This window comes from Nocardiopsis sp. Huas11 (assembly GCF_003634495.1).
Classification (GTDB): Bacteria; Actinomycetota; Actinomycetes; order Streptosporangiales; family Streptosporangiaceae; genus Nocardiopsis.
Genome location: NZ_RBKY01000001.1, coordinates 2,508,651 through 2,530,144, shown reverse-complemented (window position 1 = coordinate 2,530,144; position 21,494 = coordinate 2,508,651). Strand labels below are relative to the sequence as shown.

Sequence of the window (21,494 nt, the reverse complement as noted above, 5' to 3'; positions counted from 1 at the left end):
CGCCTCCCCGTCCCACCCCGCACACGCCGCGGGGGCCGGCGCGCGTGGTCGCGCACCGGCCCCCGTGGTTCAGCGGAGCGGGTCAGTCCTCGTTACGGCCGAGCGTTGTCCGCTGGCTGTTCTGGGAGCCTTGGTTCTCCACTGGAGGGGTCTCCTCCTCGTCACACTCGTCCCAAAGGGTCGGTTCACAGGTCTCACCATCACCGGGATCGCCTTCACCAGGGCCGGGGGGCTCGTCCTCGCAACCGAGGGTCCACGGATCGCACGGATCCACCGTCTCCTCGGGCGTCTCGGGGCAGTCGGCGTTGCCCTGCCCGTTGTCGTTCCCGTTGCCGTTCCCCGGCGGGCACTCGCCCGTCGGCTCGTCGGTGGGACTCTCCGTAGGCGTCGGCTCGGGCGTGTCCGAAGGCGTCGGGCTCGGACTCGGCGAGGGAGCGAAGTTCTTGTCCTCGCCGACGTAGGCCGGTGGCGGGAAGTCCTGCACCTCCATGCCCTCCGTGGCGGTCTCCATGAACTCCTTCCACACCAGAGCCGAGGTCGTGCCACCGTAGACCGCGTTGTTCTGCCGGCCCTCGAACTCCAGACCCTCGTTGGAGAAGCGGCTCAACCCCACCGCGGTGGACAGCTGTGGCGTGTACCCCACGAACCACGCGGAGACCGCGCCGCTGGAGGTACCCGTCTTGCCCGCGACCGGGCGGCCGTCGTCGAGGGCCGCGTCCCTGCCACCGCCGCCCTCGACCACCGCGCGCATGGCGAAGGTCGCGTCGGCCGCGACGTCCGCGGGAATGGCCTGCTCGCCGCCCGACTCGATCAGCGTCTTATCGTCCGGCGGCACCACCCTGCCGTCGGCGGTGCGCAGCTCGATGATCATGTGCGACGGGATGTGCCGACCCTCGTTGGCGAAGGTCGCGTACCCGCTCGCCTGGTCCAGCGTGCTCACCGAGTGGGTGCCCAGCGCGATCAGCGGGCCCCGCTCCGAGGTGGTGACCTGCTCCGGATCCACGCCCATGGCGACCGCCGTGTCGTCGATGTCCTGCAGGTTCGCCACCCGTGTGGCCAGGTCCACGTAGCTCGTGTTGACGGAGTCCGCCGTGGACTCGATGAGGTCGACGGGGGTGTGGTCGGCCATGTCCGAGTTGTTCACGGGGCTGGCCAGTCCGGGGAACTCCTGCGGCGAGCTGCCGTCGAGCTGGGTGCGCAGGCCGATGCCCTGCTCCAGCGCGGTCGCCAGCACGTAGGGCTTGTAGGACGACCCCGCCTGGGTCCGGTGGAGCAGTGAGTTGTCCAGGTCCGTCACCACGTCGTCGCCGCCGTGGAAGGCGACGATCTCCCCGGTGTCCGGCCTGATCGCGGTCAGGCCCTCCATCAGGTCGTCGCCGTTGGCGGCCGGGAGCACGTCGAAGGCGTCCTCCGCCGCGTCCATCAGGGCGGGGTCCAGCGAGGTCTGCACCTGGTAGCCCTGGGTGGCGATGTCCTGGTCGCTGATCTCCGCCTGGGTGTAGCGCTGCGATATCTCGTTCATCACCGCCTGGCGGACGTAGCCGAGCTTGGTGGTGTCGGTCTCCTCGTCGCCCTCGACCGCTTCCTCCTCGGCGCCCTCGGGCGCATAGGGGATCCGCTCGGGGACCTCCAGGGCATTGGCCCGCTCAGGGGGGAGCCCGTGGTCCGGGTCCGCCTCGTGCATCTCGACCAGGTGGTTCTGGACATACTCCCAGCGCTCTCCGTACAGGTACGTGGAGGCATAGGAACCGTCGCCCTCCTGGACCGTCTCGAAGTTGCTGGGCTGCTGGATGATGACGCCGAGGAAGGCGCCCTCGGCCGCGTCCAGCTCGTCGACGCTCTTGCCGAAGTAGGCCTGGGCGGCCATCTCGATGCCCGACGCGCCACGGCCGAAGTAGATCGTGTTGAGGTAGGTCTCGAGGATCTCTTCGGAGGTGAGCTGCTGGTCCAGCTTGATCGCGATGAAGATCTCCCGGATCTTCCGGGTGATCGTCTGTTCGGAGCTGAGGTCGCTGTAGTAGTTGCGCGCCATCTGCTGGGTGATGGTCGAACCACCGCCGCGGGTACCGCCGAAGACGACGCCGCGCAGCGTACCCACGATGTTGATACCCGGGTCGGTGTAGAAGGTGGGCTGCTCGGCGGCCAGCACCCCTTCGATGACCTCCGGCGGGATGTCGTCGTACTGGACCTTGATCCGCTGGACCTCGCCGGTGGTGAGGGCGACCTCGCCCTCACCGCCCTCCTCCTCCGGCGCCCACCTGATCTGGGTGGCGGAGAAGTCCTGCTCCGCCGCCGCGTCCAGCTCCTTCTCGTTGGGAGCCATCGCGTACAGGATGGCGAAGGCGGCCACGCCGCCGATGATCATCAGGCCGCACACGACCAGCGCGGGCTTCCACGCCTTGGACAGGAAGCGCTTGATCCAGGGGCGGTCGTCCGGTTCCTCCTGGCGCGAACGACGGCGTCCGCCACCGCCGCCACCGCGTCCGCCGGAGCCCCGGCCACCACGGGCGGGGCCGCGCCGTCCCTCGGAGCGAGCGGCGTGCTCGCGGTCGCGGGGGTCACGGGGACCGTCGGCGCGGCGTCGACCGCCGGCGGCACGCGGATCGCCGTCGGGTCGACGGCGCTGGCCGCCCTCGGGCCGGCGGCCGGGCTCACCCTCGGGACGGCGGCGCTGGCGCCCGCCCTCCATCGCGGCTCCGGCCGCGGCTCCGCCGGCGGCGTCCGGACGTCGGCGCCGGGGACGGTCGCCGTCCTCCGGCTGGCGGCGGCGCTGGCCGCCCTCGGGCCGGCGGGGGCGCTCCCCCTCGGCCCGGCGTCGCCCGCCACGGCCCTCGGGCGAGGCGTCACCCGAAGGCGAGCGCCTGCGCTGAGGGGGTTCCGGGGAGTCTCCCCAGAAGCCGTCGTCGGATTCGGCCCGTCGGCGCCCGCCTGAAGGCGGGCCGTCGGCCCGTCGCCTGCCGCCCTGGCCGCGCGGACCGTCGCCCGGGCCCTCGGCCCGGCGACGGCCGCCATCGGCACTCCGTCGTCGTTCGGTACTCACGTGGTCCTCGATTGCCTCTCACGGCCGGTCGGCCTGACGATTCCTGGGTGGAAACGGGGGACGGTCCCCCTGGGGGATCGGTGATCCGCGACCTGTTCGCGGGTGACCGGCGGGGTTCGGGCCATGGGGCCGCCACCACCGTGCGCCTGAAGGTTCAAGGCTCGGTAGAGGGACGCCTTGGTGCCGGTGAAGGTTTTCAAACAGGTCGCGGAGACGAAAGCCGCTACATCCTCCTGGTCGTTGGCCTGCGGGAGCGCTGCCCTGGTCGGTGTGTCGACCGACGTAGACGACACCGCGGCGGTGGTGTCGTCCGGGCTCTACCGGCTACGCGCGCAAATCAAAGGTCACGTTAGAGCGATGGAACGGTATAGCACAACCCACGCGCGAGGGTATCGCGTGCAATCGGACACTCGAGCGCCCTGTATCCGGAACCGCCCGTAATGCCAGTTCGGGGTGGGGCGGCGGGTCGGAGGAGGTGAAATGGGTCGAACCACCCGGTTCTCGACGCGGGCCGTCGGCGCAGGCCAGGGCACCGGGCTGAGACATTGCGCTCAGTCCGCCGGCCGGGCCCGTCCGTGACCGGCGCCGAGGGGCGAGGGAGGGCCGCCGTCGACCTGTGGTCCATGCCGGGCCGCGGGCCAGCGAAGATAGAGTCATATCTGAACAAACCAGCCAGACATGCACGTTCCCACCCGTAGCCGACGGCCGTACCGGGGGAACAGAACCGCCGCGTGCGCTGCTGACCACATACGGGAAACAAGCGCGGGACGACAAGCCCCCGACAGCCGTCGGCGCGGGCCCGTCGCCGTGCGTTGTGGAATCCATGTTCGCGGAGAAGAAGGAGCTAGGACCAATGGGTTCGGTACGTGTAGCCGTCGTGGGCGTCGGCAACTGTGCGGCGTCGCTCGTCCAAGGCGTGCATTACTACAAGGACGCCAACCCCGAGGCCCGGGTGCCCGGCCTGATGCATGTGCAGTTCGGGCCTTACCACGTGCGCGACATCGAGTTCGTGGCCGCCTTCGACGTGGACGCCAAGAAGGTCGGACACGACCTGGCGGACGCCATCTCGGCGAGTGAGAACAACACGATCAAGATCGCCGACGTGCCGCCGACCGGCGTCACCGTGATGCGCGGTCCGACCTACGACGGGCTCGGCAAGTACTACCGGGAGATGATCGAGGAGTCCGCCGAGGACGCCGTCGACGTCGTGGCCGCCCTCAAGGCCACCAAGGCCGACGTCCTCGTCTCCTACCTGCCCGTGGGCTCGGAGGAGGCGGGCAAGTTCTACGCCCAGTGCGCGATCGACGCGGGCGTGGCCTACGTCAACGCCCTGCCGGTGTTCATCGCCTCCGACCCCGAGTGGGCGGACAAGTTCACCAAGGCGGGCGTGCCGATCATCGGCGACGACATCAAGTCGCAGATCGGCGCCACCATCACCCACCGGGTGCTGTCGAAGCTCTTCGAGGACCGCGGCGTCATCGTCGACCGGACCTACCAGCTCAACTTCGGCGGCAACATGGACTTCAAGAACATGTTGGAGCGGGAGCGCCTGGAGTCGAAGAAGGTCTCCAAGACGCAGTCGGTCACCTCGCAGATCCCCCACGAGCTCAAGGCCGGCTCGGTCCACATCGGCCCGTCGGACCACGTGCCGTGGCTCGACGACCGCAAGTGGGCCTACATCCGCCTGGAGGGGCGCGCCTTCGGCGACGTTCCGCTGAACCTGGAGTACAAGCTGGAGGTCTGGGACTCTCCCAACTCCGCCGGCATCATCATCGACGCCGTCCGCGCCGCGAAGATCGCCAAGGACCGCGGCCTCGGCGGCCCGATCCTGGAGCCGTCCTCGTACTTCATGAAGTCCCCGCCCGTGCAGTACAGCGACTCGGTGGCGCACGACGCCGTCGAGAGCTTCATCGCGGGCGACGACCAGAGCTGACGTACCGGTGCCCGGGGCCCACGGCCCCGGGCGGGCCGTCCGAGGCCGTCCACGGCCGAGCGCAGGCCGTACTCTGAGGGCGTGTCCTTCTACGGTGATCTGCGCGTGGTCCTCCGGGGATCCAGGTTCCGCCGGCTGTTCAACACCCGCCTGGTCTCGCAGTTCTCCGATGGCGTCTACCAGGCCGGTCTGGCCGGATTCGTCTTCTTCAACCCCGAGCAGCACACGAGCGCCGGCGCCGTCGCGGCGGCCTTCGCGGTGCTGCTCCTGCCGTTCTCGGTGGTGGCGCCCTTCGCCGGGGTCCTGATCGACCGCTGGCCGCGCCGCCAGGTCCTGCTGTGGTCCTCCCTCGTCAAGGCCGCGCTCGCGGTCGTGAGCGCCCTGCTGGTCTCCGGGGGCGAGGGACCGGCCTTCCTCGTCGCCGCGCTGCTGGTCCTGAGCGTCAACCGCTTCTTCCTGTCCGGCCTGTCGGCGGGACTGCCGTACGTGGTCTCCCGCGACAAGCTGATGATGGCCAACGCGGTCACCCCGACCTGCGGGACCGTGGCCAGCTCGCTGGGCACCGGCGTGGGACTGGCCGTGGGCCTGGTCGGCGGCGCGACGGCCCTCGGCACGGGCCTGGTCCTGTTCGCCGCCGCGCTCGGCTTCGCCGGGGCGGCGCTGGTCTCCCTGACCCTCGGATACCGGGAGCTGGGACCCCACCTGGAGCGGGAACCCGCCGAGGTGCGCGTGGCCGTCCACAACGCCGTGCTGGGCATGGTGGCCGGGGTACGGCACATCTGGGCCCGCCCGGCCGCCAGGGACGCGCTGGCCACCATCGGCGGACACCGCGTGCTGTTCGGGATCTCCACCCTGCTCACGCTGCTGCTGTACAACAACACGTTCACCGGCGGCGGTGTGGCCGGGCTCGCCGGGTTCTCCGTCGCGGCCGGACTGCTGGCGATCGGGTTCTTCCTCGGCGCGGTGGCCACTCCGTGGGCGACCGCGCGCATGGAGCCGGGCACGTGGATCGCCCTGCAGCTGGCGGCCGCCGCCGCGGCCCTGGCGGTGTTCGGGCTGCCGTTCTCCCCGGCGCTGTTCCCCGTGGCCGCGTTCGTGCTGGGCTTCGTCTCGCAGGGTGTGAAGGTCACGGTCGACACGTTGGTTCAGCGACATGTCGACGACGCGTTCCGGGGCCGGGTGTTCTCCGTCTACGACGTCCTGTTCAACGCCACGTTCGTCCTGGGCGCGGCACTGGCGGCGGCGCTGGTGCCGCCGTCGGGCGTGAGCGCGGCCGTGGTCGGCGCCATGGCCGTCGCCTTCCTGGCCCTGAGCGCCGCCTGGGTCGTGCGCGGCCGGCGCCGGGGACCGGCACCGGTGGGGCCGGCCGCGGAGAGCGCGTCCGTGTCCGTCGAGGACGCGGGCGGGGCCGCCCCGGAGTCCGTCACCTGATCCACCGCCCCGCGGTGCGGAGCCGGCCGGGAAAAGCGGTCGCCTCGCGGTCCGCGACGGCCTACAGTCGGCGCCAAGGCGCGGTCCGCGTGCCCGACCGCCTCCCGGGAGGGGACGCCATGCCCGCCGTGCCGACACTGCTGACCTTCGCGGCCGCCTCCGTCGTCCTGGTCGTCATACCGGGGCCGAGCGTGCTCTTCGTGGTGAGCCGGGCGATCGCCCACGGGCGCGGTACAGCGGTGCTGTCGGTCCTGGGCAACGCCACCGGCGCGTTCGTGCTGGTCCTGGCCGCGGCGTTCGGTGTGGGCGCGCTCGTGGCGGCCTTCGCCCCGCTGTTCACCGTGATCAAACTGGCGGGCGCCGCCTACCTGGTCCACCTGGGCGTGCGCACGATCCGGCACCGGAAGGAGTTGGCGGCGTCCCTGGGCGCCGCGCCGACGGGCCCGGGGTCCCGGGCGTTCTGGGACGGCCTGGTGGTCGGGGTGACCAACCCCAAGACCCTCGTCTTCTTCGTCGCCGCGCTGCCGCAGTTCGCCGACCCCGCCCTCGGCACGGTGCCCGTCCAGCTCGTGGTCCTGGGGCTCGTGTTCCTGGTGGTCGCCGTCGTCTCCGACACCGCCTACGGTCTGCTGGCGGGGACGGTGCGCGAGTGGTTCCTGCGGCGGCCACGGCGTATGGAGGTGACCGGGACGGTGTCCGGGACACTGATGATCGGGCTCGGCGCGCAGTTCGCCCTCAGTGGTGGCCGGGCCTGAGGCGCCGGCCGGCTCCGTCGGTGGTCTCCCGGTACACGCGCAGGCCGCGCGCCCGGTAGTTGGCGAGCGCGTGGTCGCCGTCGAGGGAGCAGGTGTGCAGCCAGACGCGGCGGGTGGGCTCGCGGTCGGGCCGGCGTTCGGCCAGGTCCCAGGCGCGGCGCAGCGTCAGTGCGAGCATGTGGCCGCCCAGTCCCCGGCCGAGGAAGCCGGGCAGCAGGCCGAAGTAGGCGATCTCGACGGCACCGTCGGGCTGGGCGTCGAGTTCGGCGAAGCCCGCGGGGGCGCCGCGCTCGTACAGGACCCAGGTCTCGCTCCCGGGCCGCTCCACCCAGGCACGCCACCGCTCGTGCGACCACGCGAGCCGGTCGGTCCACTGCCAGTCCGCGCCGACGCGCTCGTAGAGGAAGCGGCTGAACTCGGGGCTGGGGATCGCGCACCGGACGAAGCGCACGTCCCGTCCGGCCTCGGGCTCGCGGGCCGGGGCCAGGTCCGACGGATCGGTCGACTCCAGGAACCAGGTGGTGGTCGTCATCGGGTCAGTCTCCCGCACCCGCCGCGAACGCCTCCGTCGGGGACCGGCCGTCGAGCGGACTGGAGTAGACGACGTTGGTGGTGACCGATCCCAGGGCGGCGGCCCGCCCCACCACCGACTCCAGGTGGCGCATGTCGCGGGCGAGGACCTTGAGCAGGAAGCAGTCCTCCCCGGTGACGTGGTGGGCCTCGGTGATCTCCGGAGTGGTGGCCAGGAGGTCGTGGAAGGGCTTGTAGTGGCCGGTGGGGTAGGCGAGGCGGACGAAGGCGAGCACGGTGAACCCGAGCCGTTCGGGCGCCACGGAGGCGGAGTAGCCGGTGATCACCCCCGCCTCCTCCAGGCGCCGGACCCTCTCGGTCACCGCGCTGGGCGACATGGCGACCTTCCGGGCGAGTTCGGCGTAGCTCGCGCGCCCGTCCTCCTGGAGGGCGCGAAGCAGGCGCAGGTCGGTCTCGTCCAGGGATTCCACGGTCATGCAACAGGTATACCGCTGTTTCGTGTGCTGTATGCACTGGACTCCATGGAACCTCCCTGTCCACGGAGGTGCCGTCTCCGTAGATTGGTCGACATGACGACACCGACCTTCGGCGGCCCCGCCGTCCACGCCCCCGCCCCGTCCCCCGCCGAGGCCGCCGCGCACTTCGCGGCCCGCCTGTCGCTGTACACCGACGTCGCCGACGTCCACGCGTCGATGGCGCTGGACCGGCCCGGCTTCGTCCTCGTCGACACCAGGGACGCCCGCTCGTGGGAGCAGGGCCGGGTGCCGGGGGCGGTGCACCTTCCGCACGCGAGGATCGCCGAGGAGGCGTCCGCGCTGGTCGACCCGGCCCTGACCGTGGTGACCTACTGCTGGGGCCCGGGCTGCGACGGTGCGGCGCGCGGCGCCCTGGCCTTCGCACGGCTGGGCCACCCGGTCAAGGAGATGGTGGGCGGCATGGAGTACTGGGTGCGCGAGGGGCTCCCGGTCGAGACCGACACCGCGGTGGCCCGCGGGCCCGTCGACCCGCTGGTCGCCCCGGTCGGCGCACCCGGCTGCGCCTGCTGAACGACCGTGCGCGCGACACGGCGACACGGCGACAGGTCGACATATCGGCCCGGATCGTCACCCATACGTGATCTGACGATTACCTGCTGTAGTGTCCCGGGCAGGATTCGTCGTCTCGCAGGGAAGGTTCACCATGACCGTGGATTTCGGACCGGGGAACCCGTCGAGCGCGTTCGGCCCGCGCGGGGTGTCCAAACGCGTCAGGGCCGTCGCCCAGCAGCTGCCGCCCTACGGTGACCGGCTCCTGGACGTCGGCTGCGGCGAGGGAGCGCACACGACCGAGCTGGCGCCGGGCTACGTGCGCGTGGACGCGATCGACATGGAGCCCGACCGCCTCTCCGCCTTCGCCGACCGCATCGCCGGCACCGACCTGGCCGACCGGGTCGGCCTGCACAAGATGAACGCGGACAGCCTGGCCTTCGACGCCGGCACCTTCGACCGGGTGACGGCCTTCGAGGTCCTGGAGCACCTGGACGACTTGGAGGGGAGCCTGCGTGAGATCCACCGCGTGCTCAAGCCCGGCGGCGCGTTCTCCTTCACCACGCCCAACCGGTGGTTCCCCTTCGAGACGCACGGCGTCCTGTGGGGAGCCCGGCGCCGCTCGGCGCTGACCGCGCCGTTCCTGCCGTGGGTGCGTCCGCTGCACGAACGGATGTCGGACGCGCGCGCCTTCACCACCCAGGAGTTGGGCCGCGCGCTGCGCGGCACCGGCCTGAGCGTGCGCGCCATCGACTACCTGATGCCGCCCTTCGACCGACGCGGGCGTGCCCTCCAGTCCGTCTCGGACTCCCTGGAGGGCACGCCCCTGCGCGTGTTCGGCATGGCCATGGCCGTCACCGCGGTCAAGCCCGGCCGTTGACGGCGGTCCTGGGACGCCCGGCCCCTCAGAGCTGTTCGGCGGCCCAGGTGCGCAGCGCGGCGGTCGCGTCCTCCTTGCTCATGGGCCCGTTCTCCAGGCGCAGCTCCAGGAGGTAGCGGTAGGCCCGGCCGATGACCGGTCCCGGATCGACGCCGAGGATCCGCTGGATCTCGTTGCCGTCCAGGTCCGGGCGGATCCGGTCGAGCTCCTCCTGCTCGGCGAGCTTGTCGATGCGCCGCTCGATGTCGTCGTAGGCGCGTGCCAGGGCGGCCGCCTTGCGCCGGTTGCGGGTGGTGCAGTCGGCGCGGGTGAGGATGTGCAGCCGCTCCAGCTGCGAGCCGGCGTCGCGCGCGTACCGGCGCACCGCGGAGTCGGTCCACTCGCCCTTGCCGTAGCCGTGGAAGCGCAGGTGCAGGGCGACCAGGGTGCTGACGTCGGCGATGACGTCCTTGGGGAAGCGCAGGGCGCTGAGCCGCTTGCGGCTCATGGAGGCGCCCACCACCTCGTGGTGGTGGAACGTCACCCGCCCAGGGCCCTCGAAGGCCCTGGTCTTGGGCTTGCCCACGTCGTGCAGCAGGGCCGCCAGGCGCAGGACCAGGTCCGGCTCGTGTCCGCGGGCGCGCTCCAGCTCGATCGCCTGGTCCAGGACGATGAGCGAGTGCTCGTAGACGTCCTTGTGCCGGTGGTGCTCGTCGATCTCCAGGCGCAGCTTGGGCACCTCCGGCAGGACGTGGGGGGCGATCCCCAGGTCCACCATGAGTTCGATGCCGCGGCGCGGGTTCGGGCTGAGCAGGAGCTTGACCAGCTCGTCCCGGACCCGCTCGGCGGAGACGATGGAGAGCCGGTCGGCCATGTCACGGGCGGCCTCGGCCACCTCCGGGGCCAGCTCGAAGCCGAGCTGGGCGGCGAAGCGGACCGCGCGCATGATGCGCAGCGGGTCGTCGCTGAAGGAGTCCTCCGGCCGGCCCGGCGTGCGCAGGACGCCCTCGGCCAGGTCCGCGAGCCCTCCGAAGGGGTCGACGAACTCCTGGCTGGGCAGGCGCACGGCCATGGCGTTCACGGTGAAGTCACGGCGCAGGAGGTCGTCGTGGATGTTGTCGCCGTAGTGGACGTCCGGCTTGCGGGACTTCGGGGAGTAGGACTCGCTGCGGTAGGTGGTGACCTCCACCTGCAGGCCCTTCTTGCGCAGGCCCACCGTGCCGAACTCGATGCCGACGGTCCACACGGAGTCGGCCCATCCGTCGACCAGTTCCAGGATGCGCTGGGGCACGGCGTCCGTCGTGAGGTCGACGTCGTTGGAGGCCCTGCCGAGGAGCGCGTCGCGAACCGGCCCGCCGACCACGGCGAGCTGCTGGTCGTGCCCGGCGAAGCGTTCGCCGAGCTCGTCGGAGACAGGGCGCACCGCGCCGAGCAGCGCGGTGATCGCCGCTCTCTGCTCGCCCGTCAGTGTCCCCGCGGGTCGGGTCGTCCCCGATGCCTCCTGCTTGACGGTGTCGGTCTCACTCGAAAACTCTGTGTTCGGCACACCACGCAGATTAGGTGATCGCGCGCGAACACCCGGCCTCGTGTGAGCGACTCGTCGGCGGGGCCGCGTCGGCACTGGTGGGCGGACGGTGTTCGGTGAGAGGGTGGGTCACCCCCACGACACCGCCCGTGCCGGGCCGCGCCAGCGCCCGGGGGCCGGGGACGCGGTATCTTCGTGGGCAGTGGTAGGACGCCTCACGTCTCCTCGCGTCCACCCGGCCCGCGTCCGCCGAGCGCGCCGTGCGGGTGCTCCGACCGTCTCCGCCCCATGTGCCCACGCCCGGCGGGACGGCTACCTGGACCCGAGTCAGGAAACCGGTCAAGCGTTGCGTCGAATTGTCTCCGCCGCCGCGGTCACGGCCATGACCGCCGCGCTGTTCCCGATACCGGCCGCGCTCTCGTCCGTCGGGGCGGCGCCCCAGGCCGAGGACACCGCCGAGCCCCTCGTCGTCGAGCGCATCACCCCCGACGCGGTCGACGACGACAGCACACTGCGGGTGGTCGGCCGGGTGACCAACACCACCGGTACCGAACTGGACGACGTCACCGTCCGCCTGCGCTACTCGCGCCACCCCTTCACCGAACGCGACGAACTGGACGAGTTCGCCTCGGGCTCGGGCTGGCAGCCGAACGCGGAGGGGCCGGAGGAGGCCGATGTCGGCGCCCTGGAGCCGGAGCAGGACGGGGACTACACGCTCAGCACCCCGATCGAGGAGCTCGGACTGTCGGGCTACGGCGTGTACCCGATGGTCATCGAGGCCGTCGACGGCGACGGCGAGGTCGTGGGCGCGCAGTACACCTTCCTCCCCTACACCGGCGACGACGACGTCCCCTCCGTCGACATCGCCTGGGTGTGGCCGCTCGTCGCCGACCCGCAGCGCGCGGACGACGACACCTTCCTGAGTACCCGCATCCCCGAGGAGGTCGCCGCCGACGGCCGCCTGAGCCGGCTGCTCGCCGCCGGTGCACAGACCACCCTGTCCTTCGACGCCGGGGAGGACGACCTGGCCGAGCTCCTCGAACTGGAGGAGGACCCGGAGGAGACGCCGATCCCCGACGAGCCCACGGCCGAGGAGACCGCGGAGGGGGCGCCCTCCGACGGGGCCGACGAGGAGGGCGGCCAGGACGGCACCGAGGAGCCCGCGGACGGCGAGGAGACCGCGGCGGGCGACCAGCCGGCGGCCGAGGACGAGGAGCCCGGGGACGACGCCGAGGAGGAACCGACCCGCACCGAGGGCGTCCCCGTGACCTGGGCCGTCGACCCCGGCACGATGGACGACATCCTGCGCCTGGCCTCCGATGAGTACTCGGTCGTCCAGGACCTGGAGGAGGTCCCCGCCGGCTCCGAACCGGCCCTTGAGGAGTTCGAGGCCGACACGGCCGCCCAGGTGTGGCTGCGCGAGGCCCGCCGGGTGCTGCCCCTGGACACCGTCGTGGCCACGCCCTACGCCTCCGCCGACCTGGCCGCGCTGCTCCACAACGACATGGGCTCCGACGCCGAGGCCGCCGTCCGCGTCGCACGGGAGGCCGTCCAGCGGGCGCTGGCGATGGAGGCCGACGGCACCTACGCCGCCCCGCCCGGCGGGGTCATGGACGAGTCCGTCTACGAGCTGCTCGCCGAGAGCGGCGCCGAGCGCTTCGTGCTCCGTGAGCCGACCCTGCCCGTGGCCGACTGGCTGTCCACCACCCCGACCGCGCAGACACCCCTGCCCGCGGTGGAGGGCGACGAGGAGGACGTGGAGCGCGTCGGCCTGGTCTCCGACGACGGCCTCACCGAGGTGCTGTCGGCGCCGACCGGCGGGCCCGGCCAGACCGCGCTCGCGCTCCAGCGCTTCGCCGCCGAGACCGCGATGATCGCGGGCGAGAACGCGGGCGGCGACCGGGTGGTCGTCGCCTCCCCCGAGTCGCGGTGGGACCCCGATCCCGCGTTCGCGTCGGGTGTGCTGGACGCCTCCGAGGAGCTTCCGTGGCTGTCCCCGGAGCGGCTGGACGACGTCGAGTTGGCCGACGAGTCCGAGCGCGAGGACACCCGCCGGGGTCTGACCTACCCCGACGCCGAGGACGAGCTGAGCTCCACCTACCTGGGCCGGGTCGAGGACGTCAACCAGGACGTACGGCTGTTCAACAGCGTCCTGGTCGGGGGCGAGGACCCCTTCCGTCCGGCGGTCCTGCGCCTGGAGTCGACGTACTGGCGGGACCGGGAGGCCCCGGCCAGTGTGGCCCGCTTCCTCGTCCTGAGCACGGTGCAGGACCACCGCGAGGACGTGCGCATCATCCCCGGCGAGCCGGTCACCCTGGCCTCCCGGACCGGCATCACCGGGATCCTGGTCGCCAACGACCTGGAGAAGGAGACGGTCTACGTCCACCTCTCGGTGTTCTCGGACAACTCCGAGCGCCTGTCCATCGGCGAGTACACCCAGCACTTCGAGATCGAGCCGGGCGCCAAGACCACGGTCTACGTCCCGCTGTCGGCGCGGATCAACGGCCGCACGGAGCTGTACGTGAGCCTGCAGAACGCCGAGGGCGAGCCGATCAGCTCCCAGGACACCGTGATCCCGGTGAACGCCACCGGCCTGGGCACGCAGGCCCTGCTCATCAGCGGTATCGGCCTGCTCATCCTCGTCGCCGCCCTGGCGCCCCGGGCCCTGCGCAAGTGGGCCCGTCGCCAGGCCGCCCGGGCCGCCGAGGAGGAGGCCGGCACGGACGAGGGCCCCGGTGACCGGACCGACACCGACGAGGACGGCGGGGACCGGGACGGCGGCGGGGCCGCCGCGACCACGGACTCCGACGACGCGACCGCGGACCCGGTGGACGGGGCACCGCCGCGGACAGGGGACGATGGCACCGAGCGTTCCGCCGCGGCGGACGCCGAGGACGCGTCGGACCCGGACCCGCACCCCCGTGGGGACGGGCCCGCCCGGAAGCCGGACGGCCCCCGGTGAATCCCCACCGAGCGACGCGCCGACATGTCGCCTGACCGACAGGACGCCATGTCGACACGTCCGCACGTCGCCGTGTCGACGCGTGTCGAGGCGCACCGCCCGCCCGCGTACCGGGTCCCGCACCGCGGAGCCCCGGCCGGGCCCTCCCCAGTCGGACGAAAGGAAGCCTGATCCACGGTGGTCACCGACTCCCCGAACGGCGGCGGACACCCCGCCGACCGTTCCCCCCAGTACCCGTACCGCGACGCCGAGGGACCGCTGCCCGGCGAGAACCCGATCCGGCCGACCGGCGGCCCCACGGCCTCCTTCGAGGAGGGCGAGCTGCCGGAGCCGAACCGCTCCGACGGCCGCTCCGACGCCGGTTCCGGCGGCGGTTCCGGCGACGGGCCGGGTGACGGATCGGGGTCGGGTTCCGACGGCGGGATGATGCGCTCCAGCGCCGTCATGGCGATCGGCACCATGGCCTCCCGGATCACCGGCTTCGCGCGCACCATCGTGCTCGGCGCCGCCATCGGCACCCACCTGCTCGGTGACGCCTACAACACCGCGCACACGATCCCGTTCATCCTCAACGACCTGCTCATCGGCGGCCTGATGGCGAGCGTCATCGTGCCGTTCCTGGTCAAGCGCCGCAAGCGCGACGCCGACAACGGCAAGGCCACCGAGGACCGGCTGTTCACCACCACGCTGCTGGCGCTGCTGCTGCTCACCACGGTGGCGGTCCTGGCCGCCGAGTTCCTGATCCTGATGTACGGGTCCAGGTTCACCGACGCGCAGTTCGACGACTCGGTGTTCCTGGCGCGCTACCTCATGACCCAGATCTTCTTCGTGGGCATGAGCGGCCTGCTCAGCGCCATGCTCAACACCCGTGGCAAGTTCGGCGCGGCGGTCTGGGCCCCCGTGCTCAACAACCTGGTCATCATGGGCGTCGGCGGGATGTTCCTGTGGGCGGCCGGCCCCGGCCAGGAGCCGCCGGTGGACGAGGCCTACCTGACCCTGCTCGGCGCGGGCACCGCCGCCGGCATGGCCCTGCAGGCCGTCGTGCTGTTCGTGGCGCTCAGCCGGACCGGCTACCGGTGGCGCCCCCGGCTGGACCTGCGCGGCAGCGGGCTGGGCGAGGCCCTGCGCACCGCCGGCTGGATGATGCTCTACACCCTGCTGACGCAGGCGGGTCTGTGGATCACGACCAACATCGCCAACGCCGCCAACGTGGCCGGGATCGAGCAGGGACGCGCGGTCGGCGCGGGCATCACGGCCTACAACCTCGCCTACCAGCTCTTCCAGCTGCCGTACGCGATCATCGCCGTCTCGCTCATCACCGTGCTCCTGCCCCGGATGAGCGCCCACGCCGAGGACAAGGACTGGGGCTCGGTCCGCTCGGACTTCTCCCGCACCCTGCGGATCTCGGCGTTCGTCCTGGTGCCGATGGCCTTCGCGATCGCGATGTACGCGGTCCCGATCTCCGTGCTGGCCTTCGCCCGCGGCTCGATCTCGGTGGACGACGCGGCCAACATCGGTCAGATCCTCGCGGTCATGGCCCTGGGCCTGGTCCCCTTCACGGTCTTCCAGCTCATGCTGCGTGTGTTCTTCGCCATGGGCGACACCCGCACCCCGTCGCTGATCGCCATCGCCAACCTGGCCGTTCACAGCGCGCTGGCCCTGGTGGCCTACCTGCTCCTGCCCCCGGACCGGGTGGTCGTGGGCGTGGCGGCCGGCTTCATGATCTCGTTCCTGAGCGGCCTCGTCATCGCCGGGAACGTGCTGAGCCGGCGTCTCGGGGGGCTTGACGGCAAGCACGTCATTGGCACATTGTTGCGCCTGCACCTGGCCGTCGTCCCGAGCATCGCGGCCGGCCTCGGTGTGTCCTGGCTCTTCGACACCTACGTCGGGCCCGGACTGGCCAGTTACATCGGTGCCCCCGCCGTCGGCTGCACGCTCGGCGCGCTGCTCTTCCTCGGGTTCGCGCGTCTGCTGCGCGTACCCGAACTCACCGCCGCGGTGGAACTGATCCGCGGCCGGCTGCGTCGTTGAAGCAGTAACGCCCCTCCCGGCTCCGCCCCCGCCGGGAGTTCCCCCGAAGACGACCGATCCTAGAGAAGGACAGCCCGACGGTGTCGAGCGACCACCCCGCAGAGCCGATCCCGCCCGTGGACGATCCCGCCCCCGGGCCGGAGTCCCACGAGCGGCGTCCCACGCGTCTGCTGATGCCCGAGGACGTGCTCGACGACTACGAGCGCCTTGATCCCGAGATCCCTCCGGAGACCGGCCTGACCACGGTCCGGGATCCGAGCGAGATCGGTGACGTGGGAACCGCCGACCGTGCCGGTCTGGAGGACGGCGACGAGATCGGCGGCAGCACCCACACCGCCCCCGGCAACATCGCCAAGTCGAGCGCGATCATGGCGGTCGGCACGATCGCCTCGCGCGTGACGGGCTTCGTCCGGACGATCATCCTGGCGGCGGCGATCGGCACCCAGCTGCTCGGCGACGCCTACCAGACCGCGGGCATGGTCCCGTACATGATCTACGACCTGCTCATCGGCGGGTTGTTGGCCAGCGTGTTCGTGCCCTTCATCGTCAAGCGGCGCAAGCTGGACGCCGACGGCGGCGACAAGACCGAGCAGCGGCTGGTCACGCTGATGCTGCTGGCGCTGTTCGTCATCACCCTCGTGGCGGTCGGCCTCGCGGAGTGGTTCATCCGCATCTACGCGGGCGGTTTCTCGGGCAGCCAGTTCGACGTCTCGGTCATCCTCGCCCGGTTCCTGGTCCTGCAGATCTTCTTCATCGGCGCCAGCGGCCTGGCCAGCGCGATGCTCAACGCGCGCAACAAGTTCGGCGCGCCGATGTGGGCGCCGGTGCTGAACAACGTCGTCATCATCGGCATCTGCTTCTGGTTCCTGGCCCTGGCCGGACCGGGCCGCACGCCGGACACCATCACCAGCGGCGAGCTGATGCTCCTGGGCCTGGGCACCGCCCTGGGCCAGGTCGTGCAGGCGGCCGTGCTGGTGTGGGCGCTGGCGGCGGCGGGCTTCCGCTGGCGCCCGCGCATGGACCTGCGCGGTTCCGGTCTGGGCGAGGCGGCCGGCGCCGCCTCGTGGATGATGCTCTACATCGTCGTCGCGCAGGTGGGCGCGCTCGTCTCGACCAACGTGGCGACCCGCGCCGGGTCGATGGCGGCCGAGCTCGGCTACGAGACCGGCTCGGGTATCGCGGCGTACAAGTTCGCGTCGATGCTCTTCCAGCTGCCGTACGCGATCATCGCGGTGTCGGTGATCACGGCCCTGCTGCCGCGGATGAGCGAGCACGTGGCCGCGGGCCGCAAGGACCAGGTCCGCCGTGACTTCTCGCACGGCTTCCGGCTGTCGTCGGTGCTGATCATCCCCATCGCGGTGGCGATGATCGTCTTCGCGGTCCCGTTCTGCGTGATGATCTACGCGCAGGGCAGTACGAGCGCGGAGGACGCCGCCGCCATCGGCCGCATCCTCATGGTCTTCTGCGTGATGCTCATCCCGTTCACGCTCTTCCAGCTCCAGATGCGCGTGTTCTACGCCCTGGGCGACACCCGCTCGCCCGCGCTGGTGTCGATCCCCTCGGAGATCGCCCACGCCGTCACCGCGGTCAGCCTGCTGTTCTGGATGGAGCCGCAGTACATCGTGGTGTGGCTGCCGGTGCCCTACGGCCTGTACTACATCGTGGGCTCGATCATCATGTGGCGGATGCTGGCCAAGCGCCTCAACGGCCTGGAGGGCCGCCAGACCCTCGTCACGCTCACCAAGATCCACGTCGCGACCATCCCCGCCGCCGTATGCGGCGTGGCCATGATCTACGTGTTCCAGGGCCTGCCCGGTGACGTCTGGCCGGCCCTCGCCTCGATGACCGCCGGTGGTGTCGTCGGTGGCGTACTGTTCGTGGTTACCGCAAAGTTCCTCAATGTGACTGAAGTCACATCATTCCTCGATTTGCTCACATCCCGCCTGCGACGACGCTGATCACCAGTCACGCGTGACGTTGGGTAGCCGAGTACCGGTATCGACCGGAGGGTCGGAAGGGATCCGATGTCCTCCAAACAGGCTGTTCACGCGTCCTAGCATGGACTCGCACCGCTTCACCGCCAGAGCATTGATCATCCGAACTGCCCGAAGGGAGGCTGGGGACAGCAAGCAGGGCCGACGGCCCGCGCACCCCGCTACCGCTCCGCCGCCCGGTGGAGCCCGCGGACGTCCGCGACGCCGCGGCACCGGCGCCCGTCACTCCCATCATGAGCACCTTCCTGATCGAGCCCGGGGCCAAGCTGGCCAACCGCTATCGTCTCGACACCGTGGTGACCGACACCGGCGGGGCGACCCGCTGGAAGGCCACTGACGAGACACTGGCCCGCCCCGTCGCGGTGTGGACCTTCGCCGAGGGCTTCCCCCGGACATCTGAGGTCGTCCGCGCCGCCCGCGCCACCAGCCGCATTCCCGACGCCCGCGTCACCCAGGTCTTCGACGCCGACGACACCGGACCCATCCCCTACGTCGTCGAGGAGTGGGTGATCGGCTCGTCCCTGGCCGAGCTCCTGGCCCAGGGACCGATGGCCCCCGAGCGCGCCGCGGGCCTCGTGGCCGAGGCCGCGGAGGCCATCGCGGCCGCCCACGCCGGCGGACTCACCCACCTGTGCCTGGCTCCCGACAAGCTCATGTGGAGCAGCGGCGGAGCGGTCAAGGTGATCGGTATCGGTGTCGACGCCGCCCTGCGGGGCGCCGGCGCCGGCAACGCCGCCGCGATCGACGCCCAGGGGCTGGGCGCCCTCCTCTACGCGGGCCTGACCGGGCACTGGCCCGGCGGCGCCCAGTCCGGCCTGCCCGCCGCCCCCCAGGGCCCCGCGGGCACCTACCCTCCCGGGCAGGTCCGCCCGGGGCTGCCCGAGCCCCTGGCCACCATCACGGCCCGCGCCGCGCTGCCGCAGCTGGCGGGCCAGATGGTGCCCGGACCGCCGATCCTCTCTCCGGCCGACCTGTGCACGGCACTGGCCGAGGTCCCCCGGCTCATCCCGCTGCCCGTGGCACCGGCCGAGTCGGCGCCGCCGCCGGAGCACGGCACCTCGCGGCGCACCGGTGAGTTCGACCCCACCGGATCCGGATCCCGCCGTTCCATGCGGGGGTCGACCACGGCCGACACGCGGTCCGAACGCCCGGACCCCTCTCGGATGGACCGCCGCGCCTCCCGTTCACAGGCCTCGCCCAAGCGCTTCCTCATCGGCGTGCTCGCGGTCGTGCTGTTCGTCGGCGTGGTCGCGGGCGCGTGGACCATCGGCGTGAGCCTGCGCCCCACCGATGACACCCCGGTCGACCCCAGCGCGGGCTCCGCCGACGATCCGGCGGACACCGAGGACCTCACCGCGCTCGAGATCGCCCGATCCGACGGGTACGACCCGTTGGGCGACGGCTCCGAGCACGGCGACAACGCGGGTCTCGCCCACGACGGAGACGCGACGACCGACTGGAGCACCGAGGGCTACACGGACCCCCTGGAGATCCAGAAGGAGGGGGTCGGACTCAAGCTGGACCTCGGTGCGAGCCAGGACGTCCACACGGTCCAGCTGACCCTGCCCGAGGCCGACCACGCCGTACAGGTCCGCGTCGGCGACAGTGACGCCGTGAGCGACCCGGCCACACTGGACGAGCACCTTCCCACCGCCTGGGAGGGGAACGTCAACGGCACGGAGACGATCGAGATCGAGGGCGGCGCCACCGGGCAGTACGTCGTCATCTGGTTCACGGAGCTGCCGCAGGTCGGCCCCAAATGGCGTGGAACGATCTACGAGGTCGAGGTGCTCGGCGCCTAGCCGGGCAGAGCGGCCCCGAGTGGAGTATGTGATCAGCACTGATGGACGCGGTCCACGAGCTTCCTGACCGGGAACTCCTGACAAGGCACTCCCAGGGCGACGACCAGGCCTTCGCGGTCCTGGTCCGTCGGCACCGGGAGCGCCTTTGGGCTGTCTCCATCCGGATGATGGGCGACCGCGAGGAGGCCGCCGACGCTCTGCAGGACGCCTTCCTGTCCGCGTTCCGCGCCGCCGACCGCTTCCGCGGCGAGGCCCAGGTGAGCACGTGGCTGCACCGCATCGTGGTGAACGCGTGCCACGACCGCCTGCGCAGACGCAAGGTCCGCCCGGCCACCCCGACCGAGGACGACACACTCGACGTGCTGTCCAACGAGCGGCTCGGCCGGGCCGGCGGCGGCCCCGACCACGCCGCGCAGACCGAGGCCCGCCTGGACGTCCAGGCCGCGCTCGACCTGCTCCCCCTCGACCAGCGGCTGGCCCTCACCCTGGTCGACATGCTCGGCTACCGGGTCGAGGAGGCCGCCCAGATCCTCGAAGTGGCATCGGGCACGGTCAAGAGCAGGTGTGCGCGAGGTCGCGCGAAACTTCTTCCCTCCCTGGCTCATCTAAGGAACCCTCAGCCCCCGCGAGACGTCACATCTGGGAGAGGAGGTGCCACCCCATCGTGACGTCCCATCCTGACGTGGAGGCACTCGCGTTCTTCGCCGAGGATCTGCTGGATTCCGACGACAAGCGCACGGTCGCCGCCCATATCGATTCCTGCGCCACCTGTGCGGCGACCCTGGACGAGCTCGCCGGGGTGACCCGTGTCCTGGCCGGGGCTCCGGCACCGGAGCTTCCGGAGGACGTGGCCGACCTCATCGACCGGCGCCTGGCCGAGGCCGCACGCGAACCCGTGACCGCCGAGGTCGACGGCACCGACGCCGACGCCGATTCCGACACCCGCACCGCTTCCGGTGGCGTTTCATCCGACGACGGGGTCTCCGACCTCGCCCCGGTCACACCGATCAACCGCCGCAGGCGCGCCTTCGGCCTGCCCCAGCTGCTGATCGCCGCCGCCGCCGCGGTCTTCGTCGTCGGCGGCGGTGCGGCGGTCCTCACCGAGGTGCTCCAGCCGTCCACGGACCATGCGGGCGACACCGCCGCCGACGCACCGCTGGAGGCCCAGGAGGAGGAGACGCTCCAGGACATGGGGCGGTCCTACCGCCCCGTCGTGCTGGCCAGCGAGACGGTCTACACCGAGGCCGAACTGGCCGCCCAGGCCGGCGCGGTGCTGGAGTCCGCTCCGGCCGACGAGGACGGCGGCGCGCAGCCGCAGTCCGGCCACGACTCGGCCCACCAGGGGCTGGAGGAATGCGCGTCACGCCTCAGCGAGGCCTTCGACACCCGGGTCACGCTGGTGGACGACGCCCACTACGGGCCCGGCTCCGAGCGCGCGTGGGTGCTGTACGCCCCCGCCGACGACGACCGGATCCGCGTGTACGTCCTCGACCCCCGGTGCGTCCAGGAGGACGACATCGCGCGGAGCGTGCTGGCGGAGACCACCGTCGACGCCCGCTGACCGCCGGCCCGCCGACCGTCGATCCGTCGATCCGTCGACCTGTGG

General features: G+C 71.7%; 15 protein-coding genes. 11 read left to right on the top strand and 4 right to left on the bottom strand.

The features are described 5' to 3' along the window. Positions 1-82: 82 nt before the first annotated feature. Complete coding sequence (locus DFP74_RS11285; protein WP_121181650.1) at positions 83-3,040, bottom strand: transglycosylase domain-containing protein; 2,958 nt, start codon at positions 3,038-3,040, stop codon at positions 83-85. A gap of 853 nt (positions 3,041-3,893) precedes the next feature. Here DFP74_RS11285 and DFP74_RS11280 point away from each other — a divergent pair. The 3 genes from DFP74_RS11280 (at position 3,894) to DFP74_RS11270 (ending at position 7,159) form a co-directional block, all read left to right on the top strand. Further along, entirely contained in the window at positions 3,894-4,973 is a 1,080-nt protein-coding gene (locus DFP74_RS11280; RefSeq protein WP_121181649.1) for an inositol-3-phosphate synthase, read from the top strand. Between the two features lie 81 nt (positions 4,974-5,054). Then, a complete protein-coding gene (locus DFP74_RS11275; RefSeq protein WP_121181648.1) occupies positions 5,055-6,404 on the top strand; it encodes an MFS transporter in 1,350 nt (449 codons plus the stop codon). An 89-nt stretch (positions 6,405-6,493) separates the two neighbouring features. Then, on the top strand, positions 6,494-7,159 hold the full coding sequence (locus DFP74_RS11270; protein ID WP_233570919.1) for a LysE family translocator: 666 nt from the start codon (positions 6,494-6,496) through the stop codon (positions 7,157-7,159). Here the strand turns inward: DFP74_RS11270 and DFP74_RS11265 are convergent. Both DFP74_RS11265 and DFP74_RS11260 read right to left on the bottom strand, forming a co-directional pair. Next, positions 7,140-7,691 carry a GNAT family N-acetyltransferase gene (locus DFP74_RS11265; protein WP_121181646.1) on the bottom strand — a complete coding sequence of 184 codons (552 nt, stop codon included), beginning with the start codon at positions 7,689-7,691 and terminating at the stop codon, positions 7,140-7,142. The two genes, DFP74_RS11270 and DFP74_RS11265, sit on opposite strands and share 20 nt — an antisense overlap. A 4-nt stretch (positions 7,692-7,695) precedes the next feature. After that, the gene (locus DFP74_RS11260) at positions 7,696-8,166 is read right to left on the bottom strand and encodes an Lrp/AsnC family transcriptional regulator (RefSeq protein WP_121181645.1); all 471 of its coding nucleotides are present in this window, start codon (positions 8,164-8,166) and stop codon (positions 7,696-7,698) included. A 93-nt stretch (positions 8,167-8,259) separates the two neighbouring features. On the opposite strand from DFP74_RS11260, the gene DFP74_RS11255 reads away from it, so the two are divergent. Next, entirely contained in the window at positions 8,260-8,736 is a 477-nt protein-coding gene (locus DFP74_RS11255) for a rhodanese-like domain-containing protein (protein WP_121188183.1), read from the top strand. Between the two features lie 133 nt (positions 8,737-8,869). Next, complete coding sequence (locus tag DFP74_RS11250; protein ID WP_121181644.1) at positions 8,870-9,595, top strand: bifunctional 2-polyprenyl-6-hydroxyphenol methylase/3-demethylubiquinol 3-O-methyltransferase UbiG; 726 nt, start codon at positions 8,870-8,872, stop codon at positions 9,593-9,595. Positions 9,596-9,620: 25 nt separating this feature from the next. Here DFP74_RS11250 and DFP74_RS11245 read toward each other — a convergent pair whose 3' ends face one another. Continuing rightward, the gene (locus DFP74_RS11245; protein WP_121181643.1) at positions 9,621-11,120 is read right to left on the bottom strand and encodes a CCA tRNA nucleotidyltransferase; all 1,500 of its coding nucleotides are present in this window, start codon (positions 11,118-11,120) and stop codon (positions 9,621-9,623) included. A 361-nt stretch (positions 11,121-11,481) separates the two neighbouring features. Between DFP74_RS11245 and DFP74_RS11240 the strand changes: the two genes are divergently transcribed. The 6 genes from DFP74_RS11240 (at position 11,482) to DFP74_RS11215 (ending at position 21,449) form a co-directional block, all read left to right on the top strand. Next, positions 11,482-14,061 carry a DUF6049 family protein gene (locus DFP74_RS11240; protein WP_121181642.1) on the top strand — a complete coding sequence of 860 codons (2,580 nt, stop codon included), beginning with the start codon at positions 11,482-11,484 and terminating at the stop codon, positions 14,059-14,061. Positions 14,062-14,238: 177 nt separating this feature from the next. Beyond that, positions 14,239-16,092, top strand: coding sequence for a murein biosynthesis integral membrane protein MurJ (murJ, locus tag DFP74_RS11235; RefSeq protein WP_121181641.1), 1,854 nt, complete (start codon positions 14,239-14,241; stop codon positions 16,090-16,092). 173 nt (positions 16,093-16,265) lie between these two features. Next, a complete protein-coding gene (gene murJ, locus DFP74_RS11230; RefSeq protein WP_199725886.1) occupies positions 16,266-18,050 on the top strand; it encodes a murein biosynthesis integral membrane protein MurJ in 1,785 nt (594 codons plus the stop codon). A 269-nt stretch (positions 18,051-18,319) separates the two neighbouring features. Beyond that, positions 18,320-19,888, top strand: coding sequence for a protein kinase family protein (locus tag DFP74_RS11225; protein ID WP_121188181.1), 1,569 nt, complete (start codon positions 18,320-18,322; stop codon positions 19,886-19,888). A gap of 41 nt (positions 19,889-19,929) precedes the next feature. Next, the gene (gene sigM / locus DFP74_RS11220) at positions 19,930-20,556 is read left to right on the top strand and encodes an RNA polymerase sigma factor SigM (RefSeq protein WP_121181640.1); all 627 of its coding nucleotides are present in this window, start codon (positions 19,930-19,932) and stop codon (positions 20,554-20,556) included. Beyond that, entirely contained in the window at positions 20,553-21,449 is an 897-nt protein-coding gene (locus DFP74_RS11215) for an anti-sigma factor (RefSeq protein ID WP_233570918.1), read from the top strand. The genes sigM and DFP74_RS11215 overlap by 4 nt, the downstream gene beginning before the upstream one ends. The last annotated feature ends 45 nt before the right edge of the window (positions 21,450-21,494 follow it).